The sequence below is a fragment of the Rhodococcus sp. NPDC003348 genome (assembly GCF_053589375.1).
The window spans coordinates 48,505-69,444 of sequence record NZ_JBSFRT010000011.1; the positions used below are offsets into that span (position 1 = coordinate 48,505).

The following is a 20,940-nucleotide window of genomic DNA, read 5'->3' on the forward strand; positions in this document are numbered from 1 at the left end:
CCGCCAAACGCCGTGTCCGACGAACGACGTGCACGATGAACGACGCGGCCCCGGGGAGCGCTCTCGACCGCGCACCCGGCGCACATCGACGGACGCGGCGGGTGACACCGCGGCGCCTCAGCGCAGCGACACCCCCAGCAACGCGTCGACGGCATCGGAGAACAGGCCCGGCGCCGCGGCGTCGGAGCCGCCGTGATCGACGGCCCGGCGGGCCCAGCCGTCGAGCGCGTCGAGCGCCTTCGGGGTGTCGAGATCGTCGGCGAGGTGCTGACGCAGCCGGGCGACCGTGTCCAGGACGTTCTGGGCGGTGGGCAGCGCCGCCGCCCGCCGCCAGAGCGCGAGCCGCTCCTCGGCGGCGGCGAGCACATCACCGGTCCAGGCCCGGTCCTGCCGGTAGTGCCCGGACAGCAGACCGAGCCGGATCGCCATCGGGTCGACGCCCTCGCCACGCAGCTTCGAGACGAACACCAGGTTGCCGCGGCTCTTGGACATCTTCTCGCCGTCCAGGCCGATCATGCCGGTGTGCACGTAGTGCCGCGCGAATCTGCGTTCGCACACAACCGATTCCGCGTGCGCGGCGGAGAACTCGTGGTGCGGGAAGATCAGGTCGCTGCCGCCGCCCTGGACGTCGAATCCGGAACCGATGCGGTTCAGTGCGATCGCCGAGCACTCGACGTGCCAGCCCGGCCGGCCCGCACCGAACGGTGACGGCCACGACGGCTCACCGGGTCGCTGCGCCCGCCACACCAGGGCGTCGAGGCGGTCCTGCTTGCCGGGCCGGTCGGGGTCGCCGCCCCGTTCGGCGAAGAAGCGCTCCATCGTCTCGCGGTCGTAGCCGGATTCGTAGCCGAACTGTTCGGTGGCGTCGACACGGAAGTACACGTCCGGGTACTCGGCGTCGTCGACGACGTACGCGGCGCCTGCGGCCAGCATCTTGCCGACCATCTCGACGACCTCGTTCACCGACTCGACGGCACCGATGTAGTCGCGCGGAGGCAGCACCCGCAGCGCTTCCATGTCCTCCCGGAACAGCGCGGTCTCGCGCATCCCGAGCACCACCCAGTCCTCACCGTCGCGCTCCGCACGCTCGAACAGCGGGTCGTCTACGTCGGTGACGTTCTGCACGTAGTGGACGTCGTGTCCGGAGTCCCGCCACATCCGGTTCACCAGGTCGAACGCGAGGTATGTCGCGGCGTGACCGAGATGCGTGGCGTCGTACGGCGTGATGCCGCACACGTACATCGTGGCCGTCGGGCCCGGAGTGACGGGCCGCACGCGGCGGTCCGCGGTGTCGTAGAGCCGCAACGGCGGCCCCTGACCGGGTACGGGCGGAACGGCGATGTCGGACCAGGACTGCATGCTGCCGAGCCTATCCGAAGCGTCATCCGGCTCCCCCGATGGGCGAGGTCAGACGAGCGAGATCAGAACGCGGGCCACGGGATCGGCCGGTGCGTGCTCGGCTGCGGCATCACCGGATCGGCGAGCAGCGCGCGCGTCCGCTCGCGCAGTGCCCGCACCTCGGCGACGGTGACGTGTTCGGCCAGCCGGTCGGCGAGCTCACCGCCCAGCGTCTGCTCGAATCCCGCGATGTCGGCGAGCAGGTCCCCACCGATCCGCTGGCCGGCCCAGCCCCACAGCACGGTCCGCAGCTTGTTCTCGGTGTGCAGGCAGATGCCGTGGTCGACGCCGTACACGGATCCGTCGGTGCCCTCCAACGCGTGCCCGCCCTTCCGGTCGGCGTTGTTGAGCAGCACGTCGAGGACCGCCATCCGCAGCAGCCGCGGATCGTCGGCGTGGATGAGCGCGACCTCCTCACCCTCCCCGTCGTAGGCGAGCAGCACCTGGAACCAGCCGTCCGGTACCCGGTCCGGCGGGCAGATGTCCACCAGGTCGAGACGTTCGCCCCGCTCGCCCGCCGAATCCGGCGTCTCCACCCAGTGCTGCACCATGCCCGGCCCGTAGGGGCCGTCGCGCAGGATGGTCCGCGGGATCACTCCCCAGCCGAGTGCCTCCGAGATCAGATACGACGCCACCTCCCGGCCGGCGAGGGTGCCGTCCGGGAAGTCCCACAGCGGGCGCTCGCCCCGGACCGGCTTGTAGACACAGCGCTCACTGCGGCCGTCCGCCGTCGCTTCGCACACCAGGGTCGCGTTGCTCGCCGACACGATCCGGCCCAGGACCGTCAGCTCACCGGACGCGAGCAGGTCGACGCCGTCGGAACGGGATTCTCCGGTGTCTGGATACGAGGTGGTCAACGGTCAGCTCTCGCCGTCGTCGGGGCGGGCGAAGGTCGCACCCCGCCGGTAGCCGTTGGTCCGTACGCACACGTGCCCCTCCGGCGACAGCGGCTCTCCGCACAGCGGGCAGGGCGCCCGGCCCGCGGAGATCACCCGTTCGGACCGCACCGCGAACTCGCGGGCCTGTTCCGGAGTCAGGAACACGCGCACGGCGTCCGGGCCCTCTTCCACGTCGTCGAGCACCACCGACTCGTCGATCTCGGACTCGGACACCGCCAGCAGTTCGACGACGACGGCACCGGCGTCGGAGTCCCAACCCAATCCCATCGTCCCGACCCGGAACTCGGCGTCGATCGGCATCACCAGCGGACTGGTGTCGCTGGGCTCGGCCTCGTGCGGCGGGACCGCGGTGCCGAACCGGCGGTGCACCTCGTCGAGCAGCAGGCCCATCCGGTCCGCGAGAACCTGCACCTGTTGCTTCTCCAGCAGCACGCTCACCACGCGGGTGTCGTGGACCGCCTGCAGGTAGAAAGCGCGGTCCCCCGGCTCACCGACAGTGCCCGCGACGAAGCGGTCAGGGGTGCGAAAGACGTGAATCGCTCGGGACATTCAGCACCTCCACGTGATCGGGTCGTCACACAGTCGGGTCGTGTTCCGGTCTCCGCCCGGTCCCATTATCCGCCCTTTCCGGCGGTTCCCACCTCGCCGCCGGGGACGGCCTCGGACGCTCCGACACCGGCCGGCTTCGCGGCACCGGAGCCGCCCAGACCGGACAGGTCGGCGCCGGTGTCGTTCATCCGCAGCACGAACGGCCGGGTCGCCGTGTAGCGAATCACGCTGATCGACGCCGGTTCGGTGACGATGCGCTGGAATCCGTCCAGGTGCGTGCCGAGCGCATCGGCGAGCACCGACTTGATCACGTCCCCGTGGCTGCACGCCACCCACAACACGTCCCGCTCGTGTTCGGCGGCCAGCCGGGTGTCGTGGGCCCGGATCGCGGCCACCGCGCGGGCCTGGACCTGTGCGAGCCCCTCGCCGTCCGGAAACACCGCCGCCGACGGATGCTGCTGCACGACCTTCCACAGCGGCTCGTCGAGCAGTTCCTTGATCGACCGGCCGGTCCACTGCCCGTAGTCCACCTCGGCGAGCGCGTCGTCGACGACCGGCATCAGCCCGAGTTTGTCGGCAAGCGGTGCGACCGTGCGTTCGCACCGCAGCAGCGGGGAACGCACGATCGCGGTCACGTCCAGGCCGCCGAGCCTGCCGACGAGGGACTCCGCCTGTTCGCGGCCGAGCTCGTCGAGATCGATGCCGGAACCACGCCCGGCTAGGACGCCCGACGTGTTTGCCGTCGACCGGCCGTGCCGGACCAGAATCACCGTCATGGATTCAGAGTAGGGCGGATCGGGTCAGGTCGCCGCGACGACACCGGTGCCCAGCAACACCAGCAGCACGACGCCGAGGATGATCCGGTACCCGACGAACCAGTACATCGAGTGGTTGACGACGAATCGCAGCAGCCAGGCGATGGTGGCGTAGCCGATGAGGAACGCGATGACGGTCGCCACGATCAACTGGGCACCGCTGGCGTTGAGTCCTTCGCCGGCCGGCTCGAACGCGTCCGGGAGCGAGAACAGGCCCGCCGCGGTCACCGCCGGGATAGCCAGCAGGAACGAGTACCTCGCGGCGGCCTCTCGCGTCAGGCCGAGGAACAGTCCGGCGCTGATCGTGCCGCCGGAGCGGGAGACACCCGGGATCAGAGCCAGCGCCTGCGCCGAGCCCATGATCACACCGTCCTTGAGGGTCAGCTGCTCGATCGGCCGCTGCTTGCGGCCGTAGTGCTCGGCGGCGGCGATCACCAGCGCGAAGACGATCAGCATCGTCGCGACCAGCCACAGGTTGCGGGCACCGGTGCGCACCTGGTCCTTGAACAGGAACCCGAGGATGCCGACGGGGATGGTGCCGATGATGACGTACCAGCCCATCTTGTAGTCGTGACCCCGCTTGTCCGGATCCCGGAGACCCCGCACCCAGGCCATCACGATCCGGCCGATGTCGCGGGCGAAGTAGACCAGCACGGCCGCCTCGGTGCCGAGTTGGGTCACGGCGGTGAACGAGGCCCCGGCGTCCTCCCCGAAGAACACTTCCGAGACGATCCGCAGGTGGCCGGACGAGGAGATCGGCAGGAACTCGGTCAGGCCCTGCACCACGCCGAGGACGATCGCCTGCAGCCAGGTCATGGACTCCCCGATCACCGTGTGCTCCCGCCGTCGCCGGGTGCAGAGGTCTTCGATCGGGGGGCCAACGACGTGGCTGGGCGACGCATCACGGTCTGCACCGTACCGGCGGAGCGTCTCGGCGCGCCGGACCGGGTCCGCGGCGGGCACGACCGGCGAGTCACTGTGCTGCGCAGCGCTGCGGCACTACGCTTCCGGACTTGTGGTGGTCGAACAATGAAGCAGCGCACGGTCGGACGCAGCGGTCTACGGGTGTCCCGGATCGGTCTCGGCACCCTGTCGTGGGGACGGGACACCGACGGGGACGAGGCCGCGGCACAATTGCTCGGGTTCGTCGAAGCCGGTGGCACACTTGTCGATTCGTCACCGTTCTACGGATGCGGGGCGGCGCAGCGGATCCTCGCCGAACTGCTCGACGACGTCATCCCCCGCACCGATCTGGTGATCTCGAGCACCAGCGGGATTCACCCGGGGTCGGGCGGCGTGGACTGTTCCCGACGGTCCCTGCTCACGCAACTCGACGCGACCCTGCGCGAACTCGGCACCGATCACCTCGACCTGTGGCAGGTCGCGGCATGGGATCCGCAGACCCCGGTCGACGAGGTCGCCGCCACGCTCGCCCACGCCGTCGACACCGGCCGGGTCCGGTACGTCGGCGCGCGCGGCTACCTGGGCTGGCAGCTGGCCACCGCATCGTCGGTGTCGCCCCTGACCGCCACGCAGGCCGAGTACTCGTTGCTGGCCCGCGGCGTCGAGGACGAGCTGGTGCCCGCCGCCGCGCACCACGGCGTCGGAGTGCTCGCCGCGGTGCCCCTCGCGGGCGGGGTTCTGACCGGCAAGTACCGCGACGGCATCCCCGCCGATTCCCGCGGCGCCTCGGAATCCGGCGCGGACGACGTCAGCGGCTACCTGACCCAGGAGACGTCCCGGGTGGTGGACGCCGTGGTCACCGCGGCGGACGGCCTGGGGGCGTCTCCGCTGGCCGTGGCACTGGCGTGGGTGCGGGATCGGCCCGGGGTCGCGAGCGCGATCGTCGGTGCCCGCGACTACGCCCAGCACACCGGCGTGCTCGCCACCGAGGAGCTCGAACTGCCCGATGCCATCGCTGCGGCGCTGGACGACGTCAGCGCCTGACTCCCGGCCGCGGCGTGTTCTAGCCTGGTCTGGATGCACGAACAGGAGCGGCAGAGCAGGTTCGCGCGGGCACGGGTGGCGACTCTCGGCACCGTGACCGCCGACGGTGCACCACACCTGGTGCCGGTGGTGTTCGCCCTCGCCGGTGACGTCGTGTATTCGGCTGTCGACGACAAACCGAAGTCGACGCGTCGGCTTCGCCGTCTCGACAACATCCGGTCGACCGGCCGGGTGAGTCTGCTGGTGGACGGGTACGACGAGGACTGGACGCGACTGTGGTGGATTCGTGTCGACGGCGACGCGAACGTGGTCGACGCCACCTCGGCGGTCGGGAACGCCGGAATCCGGGCGTTGGTGGACAAGTATCCGCAGTACGACGCGAATACCCCCGGAGGTCCGGTGATCGTCGTCCGGCCACGGCACTGGGCGTCATGGGCCGCCCACGAGCACCACGAAGCAAGGCCAGGCTAACCTGTTGGAGATCCGCTTTTTCGACATCGTTTTCCATGAACAGGGGTAGTGATGACAGCGCTCGACACCGCAGCCGCGACCGCGCCCGCACCCGGCCTCGCCGAGCGGATCAAGACGCAGACCGATGCGGCCCACCGACGCACCGAGCAGTCCCGTTTCGTCGGGGAACTGCTCGCAGGCAAACTGACCCCCGCCGCCCACGCCGCGCTGATCGGCCAGACGTACCTGGTCTATCGCACGCTCGAGGAGGCCGGGCGCGCCCATGCGGACAATCCGGTGGTCGCACCTTTTCTCGGTGACGAACTGCTCCGCACCGACGCCCTCGAAGCGGACCTCGAGTTCCTGGTCGGCGCAGACTGGCGCCTGCAGGTCACCGCGCTGCCCGCCACCCAGCGCTACGTCGACCGCCTCAACGAGATCGCGTTCGACTGGCCCGCCGGGTTCGTCGCGCACCACTACATCCGCTACCTCGGTGACCTGTCCGGCGGTCAGATCATCCGCCGGATGCTCGAGCGCGCCTACGGGTACACCACGGACGGCCTGCGGTTCTACATCTTCGACCGGATCGAGAAGCCCAAGCTGTACAAGGACGACTACCGCGCCAAGCTCGACGACGCCCCGCTGTCCGCCGAGGACCAGCAGCGGCTGATCGACGAGGTCAACCTCGCCTACGACCTCAACGGGGCCCTGTTCGCCGACCTCGAGAACGACATCGACAGCTACCTGGTCAAGTGATCCCGTTGCGCACTCGCACGATGATCCGCACGGCCGTCGCACTGGTCGCCGCGGCGCTGGTGACCGCAGGCTGCTCCGCGGCCGACGACCCCGCCGCGTCCGACGGCCAATCCGGCCGGACCACGGCCACCCTCGACAGTCTCGACCCGACACCGATCACGCAGGGCGCCCAGTCGACGTTGCCGGTAACCGTCCGCGGCTTCGACGGGACCGATGTCACGGTCACCGACACCAGTCGCATCGTCGCCGCGGACCAGTACGGCACCCTCACCGAGACGGTGTACGCCCTCGGCCTCGGGGACCGGCTCGTCGGCCGCGACACCGCCGCGAAGTTCCCGGCGGTCGAGGCGGTGCCGGACATCACCCCGTCCGGACACTCGATGTCGGCGGAGGCGATCCTCAACCTTCACCCGACGGTCGTGCTGACCGACACCAGCATCGGACCACGGGCGGTGCAGGACCAGGTGCGGGCGGCCGGGATTCCGGTGGTGTTCTTCGACCCCACCCGCACCCTCGAGGGCGTGCCCGGTCAGATCGAGGCCGTCGCCGAGGCGCTCGGCGTGCCCGACCAGGGCAAGGCCCTCGCCGACCGCACCACCGCGCAGATCGACGCCGCGAAGGCGCTCGCCCCCACCGACGGCACCGCGCCGAAGATCGCGTTCCTCTACATGCGGGGCACCTCGATCACCATGCTGGCCGGCCCCGGCTCCGGTGCCGACTCGCTGATCGAAGCCCTCGGAGGTGTCGACGCGGGCACCGCATCCGGGCTGACCCAGCAGTTCACCCCGATCACCAGCGAGGCGATGATCGCGGCGGCCCCGGACGTGTTCCTCATGATGACGAACGGACTGGACTCCATCGGCGGGCTCGACGGCCTGGCGAGGATCCCCGGCATCGCGCAGACCCCGGCCGGCCGCAACCAGCGGGTGGTCGACATGAAGGACGGCGTGCTGCTCAGCTTCGGCCCCCGTACCGGCGACGTGCTGCACTCCCTCGCCGTCGCCGTGTACGGCACCGACACGCAGTGACCGCGGCCACCGACACCGCCGACACCGGCACGTCCCGCCGCCCGCGCGCGACGGGCGTACTGGTGGCACTGGCGCTCGGCCTGCTCGCGCTCGCGCTGATCTCCGCGTGTGTCGGTCAGGTGCCGACCTCGCCCGCCGAAGTGCTCGGGTCGATCGCCCACCGGATCGGTCTCGACATCGGCCCGATGCCCGCCCACCCCAGCGGTGAGGTGACACTCTGGCAGGTCCGGTTTCCCCGGGTGATCCTGGCGATCGTCGTCGGCGCCGGCCTGGCCTGCGCCGGTGCGCTGCTGCAGGGCGTGTTCGCCAACCCGCTCGCCGAACCCGGGGTCATCGGGGTGTCGTCCGGTGCGGCCGTCGGGGCCTGCGCCGTCATCCTCACCGGTGGCGCCTTCGTCGCAGGTACCGCGGTCGCCGCGGCGGCGTTCGTCACCGGCCTCGTGACCACGGTCCTGGTGTACCTGCTGGCCCGGGCGGAGGGCCGCACCGAGGTGGTCACCCTGGTGCTCACCGGCGTCGCGATCAACGCGTTCGCCGGCGGCCTGATCGCCTTCTTCACGTTCGCCGCCGATCCCGCTGCCCGCGACCAGATCGTCTTCTGGCAGCTCGGCAGCCTCAACGGCGCCACCTGGGAAGCGGTCGCGGTGGTCACGCCGATGGCCGTCATCGGCATCGCGGTCACGATGCTGCTCGCCCACAAACTGGATCTGCTCGCGCTCGGCGAGTCCGCGGCCGCCCACCTCGGGGTGAACGTCGAGCGGCTGCGGCAGGTGGCGGTCCTGGTCGTCGCGCTGCTGGTGTCGGCGTCGGTCGCGTTCACCGGCATCATCCTGTTCGTCGGCCTGGTGGTTCCTCACCTGATGCGGATGATCGTCGGTCCCGGGCACCGGCTGCTGATCCCCGCCAGCGTGCTGTGCGGCGCGATCGTGCTGCTCGCCGCCGATCTCGGCGCCCGCACCCTGGTCCCCAACGCCGACCTGCCCCTGGGCATGCTGACGTCCCTCATCGGTGGACCGTTCTTCTTCTGGATGCTCCGCCGCACCCGCAGGCAGCAGGGAGGCTGGGCATGAACCTGTCCGCCCGTGTGCGGGAACTGCTGGCCCGCGACCTGCCCGCGCCCGAGTGGCCCGCACCGGGCGCGGTGACGATGCGGGCGGTGGACGTCAGCGTCGACCGCGGCGGCCGTCGCGTTCTCGAGTCGGTGACCCTGGACGTGCGGGCCGGTGAGGTGCTCGCGTTGGTCGGCCCCAACGGGGCGGGCAAGTCCACCCTGCTCGCCGCCCTGTCCGCGGACACGGACGTCGCGTCCGGTCACGTCGAGCTCGACGGACGACCGCTCGGCGAGTGGAACCGACCCGAGATGGCCCGGCACCGCGCGGTACTCCCCCAGCAGCACACCGTCGGCTTCTCCTTCACCGCCCGTGAGGTGGTCCGGATGGGCCGCACCCCGTGGGCCCGCACCACGCTGCGCGACGAGGACGATGCCGCCGTCACCGAAGCGATGGCCACCTGTGACGTCGAGCGGTTCGCGGACCGCCCCTTCGCGGCACTGTCCGGCGGCGAGAAGGCCCGCGTCGCCCTGGCGCGCGTCCTCGCGCAGCGGACCGCGACCCTGCTCCTCGACGAGCCGACCGCCGCCCTGGACCTCGGCCATCAGGAGGCGGTGATGCACCTCGCCGCCGACCGCGCGCGGGCCGGGGCCGCGGTGGTGGTGGTGCTGCACGACCTGGCGTTGGCCGCCGCCTATGCCGACACCGTCGCGGTCCTCGCCGACGGCGGTCTCGCCGCGTTCGGCACACCCCGGGACGTTCTGGCCGAGGACCTGCTCGGACGGGTGTACGGCCACCCCGTCGAGGTGCTCGCCCATCCGCGAACGGGTGCGCAGCTCGTCCTCCCACGACGCGGGCCCGCCTGACACCGATCGGCCCGCCCCCCGCCCGAAAGGGCCATGCGGATTCGGGAAGTCGGCGGCGATCGGGAATGCTGGACGGGAACATCGTTCACCCGAACGCCGCCAGTCGACGCAGCACCCTGAGGAGACGAAAGATGCCGGGACACCGCGCACGCACCGCGACCGTACTGTCGGGAGCGTTGTTACTGCTGGTCACCGGCTGTTCCACGGACAGCGGCAACGACAAGATCCAGACCATCGACGCGGCCACCGCCGCCGTGTCCCCGGCGGTGTCGAACACTCCCGCCGGCGGGGTGATCACGCTCGGCACCGCCGTCGCGGCGACCGTGTTCGACCCGACCAGCGACACCGTGGCCATGCTCACACCCGACGCCCGCGGGCTGATCCTCGTACCCGCGACCGTCCCCGGGATGCCCCCCGGCACGATGTCCGACTTCCCGCGCCGCGACGTGACGCTGCCCGGCGGGGTGGCGTCGCTGTCCGCCCCGCGCGACGGCGTCGTCGCGGTCCCCTCGGGCCGCGGGGTGTCGACCGTGAACCTGTCCGACGGCACGGTCTCCACCATCCCGGTCGACGCGGAGGTCCGATCGGCGGCGCTGCTCGGCGAGGGCCGCGTGGCGGTCGGAACCGCGGACGGCGAAGTGCTCGAACTGGATTCGGCGGGCAGCGTGACGCATCGGGTCGACGGCCTGGTGTCGGTGGACGCGCTCGGGCTGACCGGGGCCGAGCTCAGCGCCCTCGACCGGCGGCAGACGTCGCTGACCGAGATCGATCTGGCCAACGGCAAGCGGGGCATGGCGCTGCGCGCCGGCGAGGGTGCCACCAACCTGGTCACCGACGGATTCGGCCGCGTGATCGTCACCGACACCACCGGCGGCGAACTGCTGTCGTTCACCATGGACCCGCTGATGATGCACCAGCGCTACCCCGTCGCGAACTCGCCGTACGCAGTGGCGGTGGACGAGAAGTCCGGACTGGTGTGGGTCACCGTCACCGGCACCAACGAGGTCATCGGATTCGACCTGTCCACCGGAATTCCGGTGGAGAAGCACCGCTATCCGACCGTCCGCCAGCCGAATTCGGTGGCCGTCGACTCCGACACCGGGACCGTGTTCGTCGCCTCGGCCACCGGGGACGGCGTGCAGCGCATCGACGTCGCCGGCCACTGAGCCCCGACTCCGACTCCGACTCCCGCTCCGCGACCATCGAGGAGAGATCTTCCGTGTACAACCTGCTGCTGCGCCTGCTGTTCCTCATCTCGCCGGAACGGGTGCACCACCTCGCCTTCGGGGCGATGCGGGCGGTGACGTTCTTCGGGCCGCTGCGCTCCCTGGTGGCGCGCGTGCTCACCGTGCCGGACCCGGTGCTGCGCACGCGGGTGTTCGGCGTCGACTTCCCCGCCCCGCTCGGCCTGGCCGCCGGGTTCGACAAGAATGCCACCGGCGTGAACACCTGGGGCGCCCTGGGATTCGGGTACGCCGAGGTCGGCACCGTCACCGCGCAGGCCCAGCCCGGCAACCCGGCGCCGCGCCTCTTCCGGCTGCCCGCGGACCGCGCGCTCCTGAACCGGATGGGCTTCAACAACCACGGTGCGGGTGACGCGGCGAATCAGCTGCGACGCCGCCACACGGCACTGCCGATCGGCGCGAACATCGGCAAGACGAAGGTGGTGCCCGCGGAAGGAGCCGCCGACGACTACGCCACCAGCGCCCGCCTGCTCGGCCCGCTCGCCGACTTCCTGGTCGTGAACGTCAGTTCCCCGAACACCCCCGGCCTGCGGGACCTGCAGGCGGTGGAATCGCTGCGACCGATCCTCGCCGCGGTTCTCGCCAGCGTGGAGGTGCCTGTACTGGTGAAGATCGCTCCGGATCTGTCCGACGAGGACATCGACGCGGTTGCGGACCTCGCCGTCGAGCTCGGACTGGCGGGCATCGTCGCCACCAACACCACCATCTCGCGGGACGGCCTGCGCACCCCCGCCGACGAGGTGTCGGCTCTCGGTGCCGGCGGCATCTCCGGCGCACCGGTCGCGGACCGGTCGGTCGAGGTGCTGCGCCGGCTGTACGCCCGGGTCGGGGATCGGCTCGCGTTGATCTCGGTCGGCGGCATCGAGACCGTCGATCAGGCGTGGGAACGGATCCTGGCAGGCGCCTCGCTGATCCAGGGGTACACCGGCTTCATCTACGGCGGCCCGTTCTGGATGAAGAAGATTCACAAGGGTCTGGCCCGGAAGGTCCGGGAGGGCGGCTACGCCTCGCTCGCCGACGCCGTCGGTGCCGCCACCCGCGCCTGACCTGCACCCACCACGCACCCCCGGGCGCCTCACGCCCGGACGATGCACCCCCTGACGGCGGAAGGGCACCTTCGTTCGATCTGACCGAACAAAGGTGCCCTTCCGCCTCGGGGGGACCGACGAAGGTCGGCGCGCGGCCCCGGCCGGGGGTCAGCGGCCGAAGGTGGCCGTCAGGGTAGCGCGGGCGATCGCGTGGCTGAACAGGTTGAAGCCGAGGAAGGCCGGCGTCGAGTCGGTGGTCAGGCCGTCGACCTTCTCCACGCTCAGCGCGTGCACGGCGAAGATGTAGCGGTGCGGGCCGTGGCCGACCGGCGGGGCCGAGCCGAGGTACCGGTGGCCGCCGCCGTCGTTCTTCAGCGTGATCGCGCCGTCGGGCAGTCCGGCGCCGCCGTCGTCGCCTGCGTTCGCGGCGAGCGAGGTCACCGAGGCGGGGATGTCCGCGACCGCCCAGTGCCAGAAGCCCGACGCGGTCGGGGCGTCCGGGTCGTACATCGTGACGACGAAGCTCTTCGTCTCCGCCGGGAACCCCGACCAGGACAGCTGCGGCGAGATGTCCTTGCCGCCGGGCACCCCGAAGATGCCGCTGCGCTGATCGGCGGGCACCTCGCCGCCCTCGGTGATCTGCTCCGACGTCAGGGTGAAGGTCGGCAGGTCCGGCAGCGGGCCGTACGGATCGTGGTCATGAGCCATGGGGTGTCCTCTCGTGAGTTCTCAGCTGTGCAACAGGAAGTGCTCGAGTACGCGCGTGCCGAACTCTAGTGCGTCGACCGGCACCCGCTCGTCGACTCCGTGGAACAGCGCGGTGAAGTCCAGTTCCGGCGGCAGCTGGAGCGGCGCGAACCCGAAGCAGCGAATCCCCAACGTGGCGAACGCCTTTGCATCGGTTCCCGCGGACAGCATGTACGGCACCGTGCGGCCGTTCGGGTCGTGCGCGAGGATCGCGGCGTTCATGGCGTCGACGAGGTGCCCGTCGAAGGTGGTCTCGTACGAATCGAGTTTGGTGATCCACTCCCGGGTCACGTCCGGACCGATCAGCTCGTCGACCTCGCGCTCGAACGCGGCCTGCCGGCCCGGCAGCACCCGGCAGTCCACCACGGCGGTCGCGGTCTGCGGGATGACGTTCGCCTTGTAACCGGCGTCGAGCATGGTCGGGTTCGCGGTGTCGCGCAGGGTGGCGCCGATGATCCGGGAGATGCTGCCGAGCTTCCCGAGTGCGGTGTCGAGATCCGCCGCACCCGGATCGAATTCCAGCCCGCTCTCGGTACCGACGGCGGCGAGGAATTCCGCAACCGAGTCGGGCACCACCAGCGGGAAGGTGTGCTTGCCGAGCCGGGCGACCGCCTCGGCGAGGATCGTCACCGCATTGTCCTCGTGCAGGAACGAGCCGTGGCCGGCGCGGGCCTTCGCGGTCAACCGCATCCAGCCCAGTCCCTTCTCGGCGGTCTCCACCAGGTACAGGCGGGCGTCGCTGCCGTCCGGGCGCGGCACCGACAGCGAGAAGCCGCCGACCTCGCCGACCGCCTCGGTGACGCCCTCGAACAGATCGGGCCGGTTCTTCACCAGCCACTGCGATCCCCAGGTGCCTCCGGCCTCCTCGTCGGCCAGGAAGGCGAACACCAGGTCCCGAGGCGGCACCGTGCCCTCCGCCTTGAACTGGCGCGCCAGCGCCAGGGTCATCCCGACCATGTCCTTCATGTCGACGGCACCCCGGCCCCACACGTACCCGTCCTCGACGGCGCCGGAGAAGGGGTGCACGCTCCAGTCGGCCGGTTCGGCGGGAACGACGTCGAGGTGGCCGTGGATCATCAGCGCCCCGCGGCTGCGGTCGGCACCGGGCAGTCGCGCGAAGACGTTGCCTCGTCCCGGCTGCCCGGACTCGACGTAGACCGTCTCGTACCCGACCTCCTCGAGTTTGCGGGCCACCCATTCGGCGCATTCGCGTTCACCCTTGGTGGTGGCGAGTTCGCCGGTGTTCGACGTGTCGAAACGGATCAGCGCGCTGACGAGATCCACGACCTCGTTCTCTGCACGACTGCGGGCGGTCGGTTCGGGGCTGTTGCGGGCGGATTCCCCCGAATTGATCGGGTTGTCGATGTGGGGCACCACCCTTTCCTACCACCGGCGGTCACCGAATATCGCGTCGATGATCGTCGGACACCCCCTTTCACCTGCGGAAACAGGGCGATTTTGGTGTTTGGGTCTGCCTGGGTTAATCTTTTCCAGCACGCAGCGAGAGCGGCGAGCGAAACAAAGAGTGTGCAAGCGCGAGTGGCGGAATGGCAGACGCGCTAGCTTGAGGTGCTAGTGTCCTACTAATGGACGTGGGGGTTCAAGTCCCCCCTCGCGCACTCTGAGTTGAGACAGACGAGAAGAACCCCGGACCACGGTCCGGGGTTTTTCTCGTTGTCGCCCTTGCGATTTCGTGGAGTGATTTCGTGGAGTGCTCACATCCTCTGCGCCGACGTGAGTTCGTGCATCGCCAGTTCCTTCGCGCATGCGAACAGCGCCCCGGGCGCGCTGAGCCGTGAGAACGTCAGACCCGTGTGCGCGACGTTGTCGTGTTCGTCGTCGCCGTCGTATATGACGGTCGCCCCACGCAACAGCCAGCGTTTGACGTCCGCCACCGTCGGCAACTCTCCCGTGGCACGGAGGTAGTACGACTGCAGGAGCAGGATCACTCCGGTGGTGACGGCCGCGGCCCGGCTGGTGCCGTACTGCAGCGACTCCCCGGTGTCGTTGCGCACCCCGGTGGAGGTCACCGGCGACCCCGGCGCGAACAGGTCGGTCGCGCACGGCCCGCCGATCTTGTGGTGCAGCCGCTGTGAGTACGGGGTGATCCGGTCCGGCGCCGTCGAGAACGCCTTCGCCCCGTCCGGGTAGCGGAACGGCCCCTCGTCCGCGTCGTAGACCGCACCGACGCTCAGACAGTGCCGGATGATCGCCGGGTAGCTCATGCCCTGCACGCCGCCGTGCGCGTAGTACTCGTTACCCGACCCGACCACGCAGGCGACGCCGCGCTCGGTCAGTTGCTGCAGCAGCGAACCGATCTCGTCGCCGGCGAGGTCGGTGTCACTGGTCCGGTTGTCGGCGGTGCCGAACGGCATGCACAGCGCCGAGATGCCCAGCTGGGCCCAGTGCCCGAGCACCCATTCCAGTCCGTCCCGCACGTGCGCCAGCGTGCCGCCGCCGTCGTCACCGAGCACCTTCACCGGCACGATCCGGGCGTTCGGGGCGACCCCCGTGTGAATGCGGCCCGCGCACGCGATCCCTCCGACACTCGTGCCGTGCCCGTACCGGTCCCCGGTGTCGTCCGGGTCACCGCCCGTGCAGTTGTGCCCCGCCAGCACCCGCCCCGAGAAATCGGCGTGGGTCGCCCGCAGCCCGGTGTCGAGGATCGCGACGGTGACCCCCGAGCCGGACACGTTGAAGTCCCGGCGTGTCTCGGGTACCCGGACCAACTGGTCCAGGTCCGTCAGTTCGGGCAGGTACGGTCCGTCCTTCTGTACAGGTCGCTCCACTGGTACGACGGTGGCCGCGGTCACGATCGTCGCCAATCCGGTGGACGGCCGCCGTTCCGACTTGTCCATGATGCTGGCCTTTCGTCCGGTCGGGCCGGCCCGGCCCGACGATCCCCCGACCGATCCCACTCCCCCGACACCGGCAATCCTCCTCGCGCCCGGACCGGATGTCACCACCCGTGACACGGCCGAATCGGCTGGTCGCGAGGCGGTCGGTAGACTCGGGCGACGACTGCACGGACAGACTGCCCGGCCCGCCGGGGTGACGAGATTCAGGACTGAGCACCACACCGATGGCACAACCGACGACCGGTATCGACCCCGCCGACCTGGAGACCTGTCTGAAGGTCCTCGCCGCTGCGGGTGAACTCGACGCCGAGCACCCCGACTCGATCGCACTGCAACGCGCGAGCGGCAAGATGTTCAAGCGACTCAAGCGCCGCAAGCGGATCGAGACACGCGACGCCAAGAACGCGGCCGATCGTGCGGTCGTCGCGGCCACGGCGACCGGTTCCCCGAACCGGATCGACGACGAGACCGCGGGCGTGCTGATCTCCTCACCGACCGCCGGCGCCACCGCGGGCACCCTGATCCGGCCGCGGCCCTGCTACATCTGCAAGCAGCGCTACACCGTCGTCGACGCCTTCTACCACCAGCTGTGCCCCGAGTGCGCGGCCCGCAGCCACGCCAAGCGAGACGCGAGCACCGACCTGGCCGGCCGCCGCGCCCTGCTCACCGGCGGTCGCGCGAAGATCGGCATGTACATCGCGCTGCGTCTGCTGCGCGACGGCGCCCACCTGACGATCACCACCCGGTTCCCGAACGACGCGATCCGCCGGTTCACGGCGATGGAGGACAGCGGCGACTGGATCCACCGACTGCGCGTGGTGGGCATCGACCTGCGCGACCCCGCCCAGGTGGTGGCGCTCACCGAGGACGTGGCCTCGCAGGGCCCGCTCGACATCCTGATCAACAACGCCGCCCAGACCGTCCGCCGCTCGCCGGGCGCGTACTCGGCGCTCGCCGAGGCGGAGTCCGGTCCTCTGCCGGCAGGCGAACTGCCCGAGGTCGTGACGTTCGGCAAGACGAGCGACGCGCACCCGGCCGCGCTGGCGAGCTCGCTGCCCGCCGCGACGCAGTCCATCGTCCACCAGGTCAGCGAACTGGCCCTGGTCGCGGGATCGGCCACCCCCGAACGCATTTCGCAGGGAATCGCGATCGACGCGGGCGGCCTGGTGCCCGACCTCGCGCACACCAACAGCTGGGTGCAGGCGGTCGGCGAGGTCGACCCGATCGAGCTGCTCGAGGTCCAGCTGTGCAACTCGGTGGCGCCGTTCATCCTCGTCGACCGTCTGCGACCCGCGATGGCCGCGTCACCCGCACGCCGCAAGTACGTGGTGAACGTCTCCGCGATGGAGGGCCAGTTCTCGCGCCAGTACAAGGGCCCCGGCCATCCGCACACCAACATGGCCAAGGCCGCACTCAACATGCTCACGCGCACCAGCGCGAAGGAGATGCTCGAGCAGGACGGCATCCTGATGACCGCCGTCGACACCGGATGGATCACCGACGAGCGCCCGCACTACACCAAGCTGCGGCTCGCGGAGGAGGGCTTCCACGCACCCCTCGACCTCGTCGACGGCGCGGCACGGGTCTACGACCCGATCGTGCAGGGCGAGGCCGGCGTGGACCTGTACGGCTGCTTCCTCAAGGACTTCGTACCCTCACCCTGGTGATCTCGGGCGGCCCGCCGCCGAGATGGCATCACCGCGCATCGCGGCGCCCCCTCGGGAATACTTGGATTCGACATGTGATGTCGACCGAGGGAGACGCGCATGGGCCGCGAGGTCACCCGTGTGGTGTTCACCCGCAAGGACCGGCAGGTGTTCCGCGAGAAGGTGCACAACTGCCTCGATGCCCTCGCGGATCTGCTGGCCGGTGAGCAGGCGCCCGACGGCGAACCGACCGTGGGACTCGAACTCGAACTGAATCTCGTCGACACCCACAGGGAGCCGGCGATGGTGAACGCATCCGTGCTCGACGCCATCGCCGATCCGGCGTACCAGACCGAGCTCGGGCAGTTCAACATCGAGGTCAACGTCGCTCCGCGCCGGCTCGACGGCACCAATCTGGCGGAGCTCGAGGACGAACTGCGGACCACACTGAACCAGGCCAACGAGCGGGCCCGCGCCGGTGGAGGCCGGCTGGCGATGATCGGCATCCTGCCGACCCTGCGCAAGCGGCACCTCGACCAGCGGTGGATGTCGTCGGACCCGCGGTACACGGCGCTCGCCCAGCAGATCCTCGCGGCCCGCGGGGAGGACATCGAACTCGACATCACGGGGGTGCCGCTGCCGGGCCGTCAGGACACCGAGCGCCTCGCGACGGTGACCGACACGATCCTCGCGGAGGCCGCATGCACGTCCACCCAACTCCACCTGCAGGTCTCGCCCAGCGAATTCGGTGCCCACTGGAACTCGGCGCAGATGCTGGCGGGAGTGCAGGTGGCGATCGCCGCGAACTCCCCGTTCTTCGTCGGCCGGGCGCTGTGGCACGAGACCCGCATCCCGCTGTTCGAGCAGGCGACCGACACCCGTCCGCTGGAGCTGAAGAATCAGGGTGTGCGTCCGCGGGTCTGGTTCGGAGAGCGGTGGATCTCGTCGATCTTCGATCTGTTCGAGGAGAACTCCCGGTACTTCCCGGCCCTGCTCCCGGAGTGCACGGACGAGGAACCCCGCGCCGTGGTCGCCGCCGGGGGCACCCCCGAACTTGCCGAACTGCGCATGCACAACGGGACGATCTATCGCTGGAACCGCCCGATCTACGACACCACCGCCACCGACCACCATCTGCGCCTCGAGAATCGGGTGCTGCCGTGCGGTCCCACCGTCCGCGACACCGTCGCTGACGCGGCCTTCTACTACGGCGCGGTGCACTCGCTGGCGCATGCGGAACGCCCCTCGTGGTCGCGCATGCCGTTCGAGGCGGCCGCCGCCAATCTCCAGGCCGGCGCACGGCGTGGGTTCGAGGCGCGCCTGTTCTGGCCCGACATCGGCGCGGTCGCCCCGCACGAACTGGTGTTGCAGACACTCCTGCCGTTGGCACACGACGGTCTGGACGCCCTCGGGGTCGCGCCCGATGTCCGCGACACCTATCTGGGAATCGTCGAGGAACGCTGCCGCGGCCGCCGCAACGGCGCGAACTGGCAGCGCGCGGCGGTGGCGGCGCGGGAGAACGCGGGCGAAAGCCGGGACGCGGCACTCAGCTCGATGCTCTCCGACTACCTCGATCGCATGCATTCGGCGTCGCCCGTCCACACCTGGGATTGAGCCCGGCACCACCTACCTCCGAGTAGTGTCGGCCCATGACCCGCACCCGCGACCTCGACGTCGTCGTCTACGGCGCCACCGGCTTCGTCGGCAGGCTCACCGCCGAGTACCTCGCCCGACACGCCCCCGCCGGCACCCGGATCGGGTTGGCCGGCCGGTCCCGCGAACGGCTCGTGCGGGTCCGTGAGGGCCTGCCCGGGGCGGCGGAGTGGCCGCTGCTGATCGCGTCCGCCGACGACGCGGACTCACTGACGGCACTGGCGAACGCCACCCATGTCGTGGTCACCACGGTCGGCCCCTACGCCAAGTACGGCATCGACCTGGTCCGTGCCTGCGCCGAGGCGGGCACCGACTACGCCGACCTGTCCGGCGAAGTGCTGTTCGCGCGCGAGTCGATCGACCGGTTCCACGACGTCGCCGCGGGGACCGGCGCCAGGATCGTGCACGCCTGCGGGTACGACTCGATCCCATCCGACCTCGGGGTGCACGTGCTGCACGAACAGGTGGCCGCGGACGGAGAAGGCACCCTCACCGACACGACGCTGGTGGCATCGCTGCGCGGCGGCGTGAGCGGCGGCACCATTGACTCGATGCGCACCCTCGTCGACACCGTGAAGTCCGACAAGCGGGCCCGTTCGATTGCGCTGCAACCGTATTCACTGAGCCCCGAGGTGGCCGCGGAACCGGACCTGGGCCGTCAGCCCGACACCGAACTGGTCAAGGGCTCGGACATCTCGCCGGATCTGAAGGGCGTGACGGCGCCGTTCGTCATGGGATCGACGAACACCCGGGTGGTGCGGCGCAGCAATGCGTTGCGGGACTGGGCGTACGGGCGCACGTTCCGGTATCGGGAGGTGATGAGTGTCGGCACGTCTCCCCTGTCGCCGGTGCTCGCGGCGGGAGTCGCCGCCGGCCTCGGCGCGCTGATCGCCGGACTGTCGTTTCCCCCGACCCGTTGGGCGCTCGACCGGGTGCTGCCGAAGCCGGGCGAGGGCCCGAGCGAGAAGACGCGGAGGACAGGGCATTTCACCAGCGACGTCCACACGACCACGACCACGGGCGCCCGGTACGTGTCGCGGATCCGGGCGCAGGGTGACCCCGGGTACGCGGCCACCGCGGTCATGCTGGGCGAGTCCGCCCTCGCCCTGGCCCTGGACCGGGGCGCACTGCCGGACGCGGCCGGCGTGCTCACACCCGCGACGGCGATCGGCGACCGCCTGGTGGAGCGGCTACGCGACGCCGGGTTCGAGATCACCGTCCGGAGGACGTAGTCGCTCCGGCGCCGACATCACCGTCCGGGGGCGTGATCGCTCGGGCCGCGCGGTCGACGGACAGGACACCAGCGACCAACAGCGTCTGCCCCGCTATGTAGGTGAGCATGACCCAGAAACCCTTGGCGGGTGGGTTGAACCAGTCCGCGAACGCGCCGAGCGCGATCATCGAGTCGGACAGCAGGAACAGTGCGCCGCCCCACGCGGCGATGCGGCCGAGCCCGGTGGCGAGCACCGCCATCGAGCCCAGACACAGTCCGTAGACCAGCGCCGGCGCCAGCAGAACCCCGGCGCCGGGGGCGCATGCGACGACCAGCAGCACGATCGCGACGGCGCATGCCGCGAGGGCGGGGCGGGTCGCGAGTGCCCGGGACCGATACGGCCAGAATGCGACGATGTAGGCGATCTGCGCGAGCAGGAAGAAGCCGATCATCACCAGGAACGCGGTGTCGCCGTCGAAGAAGGACGGGGCGGAGTCACCGAGCCAGGAAAAGCCCAGTGCCAGCAGCGTCGTGCGCACGAGCCGCGAACGCGGAGCATCGGTCGACAGCGCGAGCGTCGCCGCCAGCAGCGGCATCAGCAGGTACTGACTGATCCGGTCCACCGTGCCTGCCCCGGCCAGCTGGGCGACGAGGTGGACGACTGCGACGACGCCGAAGGCCGCCGCGGCGACCGTCGCGGTACCGGTGGACTTCCGGTCGGCGTGACGGGTGGCTCCGCTGCGCTTCGCACCTGAGATCATCGGGCCATCGTAGAGCGCGGGGTACGGTGCAGA

General features: G+C 70.4%; 20 protein-coding genes and 1 tRNA gene. 12 read left to right on the forward strand and 9 right to left on the reverse strand.

Annotated features, from left to right (window positions below; all coding sequences use genetic code 11):
• Nucleotides 1-117 precede the first annotated feature (117 nt).
• The 5 genes from mshC to ACWDU4_RS09945 all read right to left on the reverse strand — a co-directional run bounded on the left by mshC (nucleotide 118) and on the right by ACWDU4_RS09945 (nucleotide 4,489).
• Complete coding sequence (gene mshC, locus ACWDU4_RS09925) at nucleotides 118-1,359, reverse strand: cysteine--1-D-myo-inosityl 2-amino-2-deoxy-alpha-D-glucopyranoside ligase (protein WP_450113723.1); 1,242 nt, start codon at nucleotides 1,357-1,359, stop codon at nucleotides 118-120.
• A gap of 62 nt (nucleotides 1,360-1,421) precedes the next feature.
• Nucleotides 1,422-2,255: an SCO1664 family protein gene (locus ACWDU4_RS09930; protein ID WP_450113724.1), complete on the reverse strand. Its 834-nt coding sequence runs from the start codon at nucleotides 2,253-2,255 to the stop codon at nucleotides 1,422-1,424.
• A gap of 3 nt (nucleotides 2,256-2,258) precedes the next feature.
• Nucleotides 2,259-2,846, reverse strand: coding sequence for a DUF3090 domain-containing protein (locus tag ACWDU4_RS09935; protein ID WP_450113725.1), 588 nt, complete (start codon nucleotides 2,844-2,846; stop codon nucleotides 2,259-2,261).
• 65 nt (nucleotides 2,847-2,911) lie between these two features.
• The gene (locus ACWDU4_RS09940; RefSeq protein WP_450113726.1) at nucleotides 2,912-3,622 is read right to left on the reverse strand and encodes a histidine phosphatase family protein; all 711 of its coding nucleotides are present in this window, start codon (nucleotides 3,620-3,622) and stop codon (nucleotides 2,912-2,914) included.
• Between the two features lie 24 nt (nucleotides 3,623-3,646).
• Nucleotides 3,647-4,489 carry an undecaprenyl-diphosphate phosphatase gene (locus ACWDU4_RS09945; RefSeq protein ID WP_450113798.1) on the reverse strand — a complete coding sequence of 281 codons (843 nt, stop codon included), beginning with the start codon at nucleotides 4,487-4,489 and terminating at the stop codon, nucleotides 3,647-3,649.
• Nucleotides 4,490-4,690: 201 nt separating this feature from the next.
• On the opposite strand from ACWDU4_RS09945, the gene ACWDU4_RS09950 reads away from it, so the two are divergent.
• The 8 genes from ACWDU4_RS09950 (at nucleotide 4,691) to ACWDU4_RS09985 (ending at nucleotide 12,047) form a co-directional block, all read left to right on the forward strand.
• Nucleotides 4,691-5,608 carry an aldo/keto reductase gene (locus tag ACWDU4_RS09950; RefSeq protein WP_450113727.1) on the forward strand — a complete coding sequence of 306 codons (918 nt, stop codon included), beginning with the start codon at nucleotides 4,691-4,693 and terminating at the stop codon, nucleotides 5,606-5,608.
• Between the two features lie 33 nt (nucleotides 5,609-5,641).
• The gene (locus ACWDU4_RS09955) at nucleotides 5,642-6,079 is read left to right on the forward strand and encodes a TIGR03668 family PPOX class F420-dependent oxidoreductase (RefSeq protein WP_450113728.1); all 438 of its coding nucleotides are present in this window, start codon (nucleotides 5,642-5,644) and stop codon (nucleotides 6,077-6,079) included.
• A 51-nt stretch (nucleotides 6,080-6,130) separates the two neighbouring features.
• On the forward strand, nucleotides 6,131-6,814 hold the full coding sequence (locus tag ACWDU4_RS09960; protein WP_450113729.1) for a biliverdin-producing heme oxygenase: 684 nt from the start codon (nucleotides 6,131-6,133) through the stop codon (nucleotides 6,812-6,814).
• A gap of 20 nt (nucleotides 6,815-6,834) precedes the next feature.
• Nucleotides 6,835-7,842: a heme/hemin ABC transporter substrate-binding protein gene (locus ACWDU4_RS09965; RefSeq protein ID WP_450113730.1), complete on the forward strand. Its 1,008-nt coding sequence runs from the start codon at nucleotides 6,835-6,837 to the stop codon at nucleotides 7,840-7,842.
• A gap of 59 nt (nucleotides 7,843-7,901) precedes the next feature.
• A complete protein-coding gene (locus ACWDU4_RS09970; RefSeq protein WP_450113799.1) occupies nucleotides 7,902-8,912 on the forward strand; it encodes a FecCD family ABC transporter permease in 1,011 nt (336 codons plus the stop codon).
• Complete coding sequence (locus tag ACWDU4_RS09975; RefSeq protein ID WP_450113731.1) at nucleotides 8,909-9,757, forward strand: heme ABC transporter ATP-binding protein; 849 nt, start codon at nucleotides 8,909-8,911, stop codon at nucleotides 9,755-9,757. The genes ACWDU4_RS09970 and ACWDU4_RS09975 overlap by 4 nt, the downstream gene beginning before the upstream one ends.
• Nucleotides 9,758-9,888: 131 nt before the next feature.
• Nucleotides 9,889-10,923, forward strand: a complete 1,035-nt coding sequence (locus tag ACWDU4_RS09980) for a YncE family protein (protein ID WP_450113732.1) — start codon at nucleotides 9,889-9,891, stop codon at nucleotides 10,921-10,923.
• Between the two features lie 53 nt (nucleotides 10,924-10,976).
• Nucleotides 10,977-12,047 (forward strand): quinone-dependent dihydroorotate dehydrogenase, encoded by a 1,071-nt coding sequence (locus ACWDU4_RS09985; RefSeq protein ID WP_450113733.1) that lies wholly within the window; start codon nucleotides 10,977-10,979, stop codon nucleotides 12,045-12,047.
• Between the two features lie 150 nt (nucleotides 12,048-12,197).
• On the opposite strand, the gene ACWDU4_RS09990 is transcribed toward ACWDU4_RS09985, so the two are convergent.
• Together ACWDU4_RS09990 and ACWDU4_RS09995 are read right to left on the reverse strand one after the other, a co-directional pair.
• Nucleotides 12,198-12,737: a YbhB/YbcL family Raf kinase inhibitor-like protein gene (locus ACWDU4_RS09990; RefSeq protein WP_450113734.1), complete on the reverse strand. Its 540-nt coding sequence runs from the start codon at nucleotides 12,735-12,737 to the stop codon at nucleotides 12,198-12,200.
• Between the two features lie 21 nt (nucleotides 12,738-12,758).
• Complete coding sequence (locus ACWDU4_RS09995) at nucleotides 12,759-14,129, reverse strand: M20/M25/M40 family metallo-hydrolase (RefSeq protein WP_450113800.1); 1,371 nt, start codon at nucleotides 14,127-14,129, stop codon at nucleotides 12,759-12,761.
• A gap of 180 nt (nucleotides 14,130-14,309) precedes the next feature.
• On the opposite strand from ACWDU4_RS09995, the gene ACWDU4_RS10000 reads away from it, so the two are divergent.
• Nucleotides 14,310-14,395: transfer RNA gene (locus ACWDU4_RS10000), tRNA-Leu, on the forward strand.
• Between the two features lie 96 nt (nucleotides 14,396-14,491).
• Here the strand turns inward: ACWDU4_RS10000 and ACWDU4_RS10005 are convergent.
• Entirely contained in the window at nucleotides 14,492-15,634 is a 1,143-nt protein-coding gene (locus ACWDU4_RS10005; RefSeq protein WP_450113735.1) for a S8 family peptidase, read from the reverse strand.
• Nucleotides 15,635-15,858: 224 nt separating this feature from the next.
• Between ACWDU4_RS10005 and ACWDU4_RS10010 the strand changes: the two genes are divergently transcribed.
• From ACWDU4_RS10010 to ACWDU4_RS10020, 3 genes are all read left to right on the forward strand, one after another.
• Nucleotides 15,859-17,301 carry an SDR family NAD(P)-dependent oxidoreductase gene (locus tag ACWDU4_RS10010; protein WP_450113736.1) on the forward strand — a complete coding sequence of 481 codons (1,443 nt, stop codon included), beginning with the start codon at nucleotides 15,859-15,861 and terminating at the stop codon, nucleotides 17,299-17,301.
• A gap of 99 nt (nucleotides 17,302-17,400) precedes the next feature.
• Nucleotides 17,401-18,894 (forward strand): glutamate-cysteine ligase family protein, encoded by a 1,494-nt coding sequence (locus ACWDU4_RS10015; RefSeq protein WP_450113737.1) that lies wholly within the window; start codon nucleotides 17,401-17,403, stop codon nucleotides 18,892-18,894.
• A gap of 35 nt (nucleotides 18,895-18,929) precedes the next feature.
• Complete coding sequence (locus ACWDU4_RS10020; protein ID WP_450113738.1) at nucleotides 18,930-20,165, forward strand: saccharopine dehydrogenase family protein; 1,236 nt, start codon at nucleotides 18,930-18,932, stop codon at nucleotides 20,163-20,165.
• Here the strand turns inward: ACWDU4_RS10020 and ACWDU4_RS10025 are convergent.
• The gene (locus ACWDU4_RS10025) at nucleotides 20,146-20,907 is read right to left on the reverse strand and encodes a lysoplasmalogenase (protein ID WP_450113739.1); all 762 of its coding nucleotides are present in this window, start codon (nucleotides 20,905-20,907) and stop codon (nucleotides 20,146-20,148) included. The two genes, ACWDU4_RS10020 and ACWDU4_RS10025, sit on opposite strands and share 20 nt — an antisense overlap.
• Nucleotides 20,908-20,940: the final 33 nt, after the last annotated feature.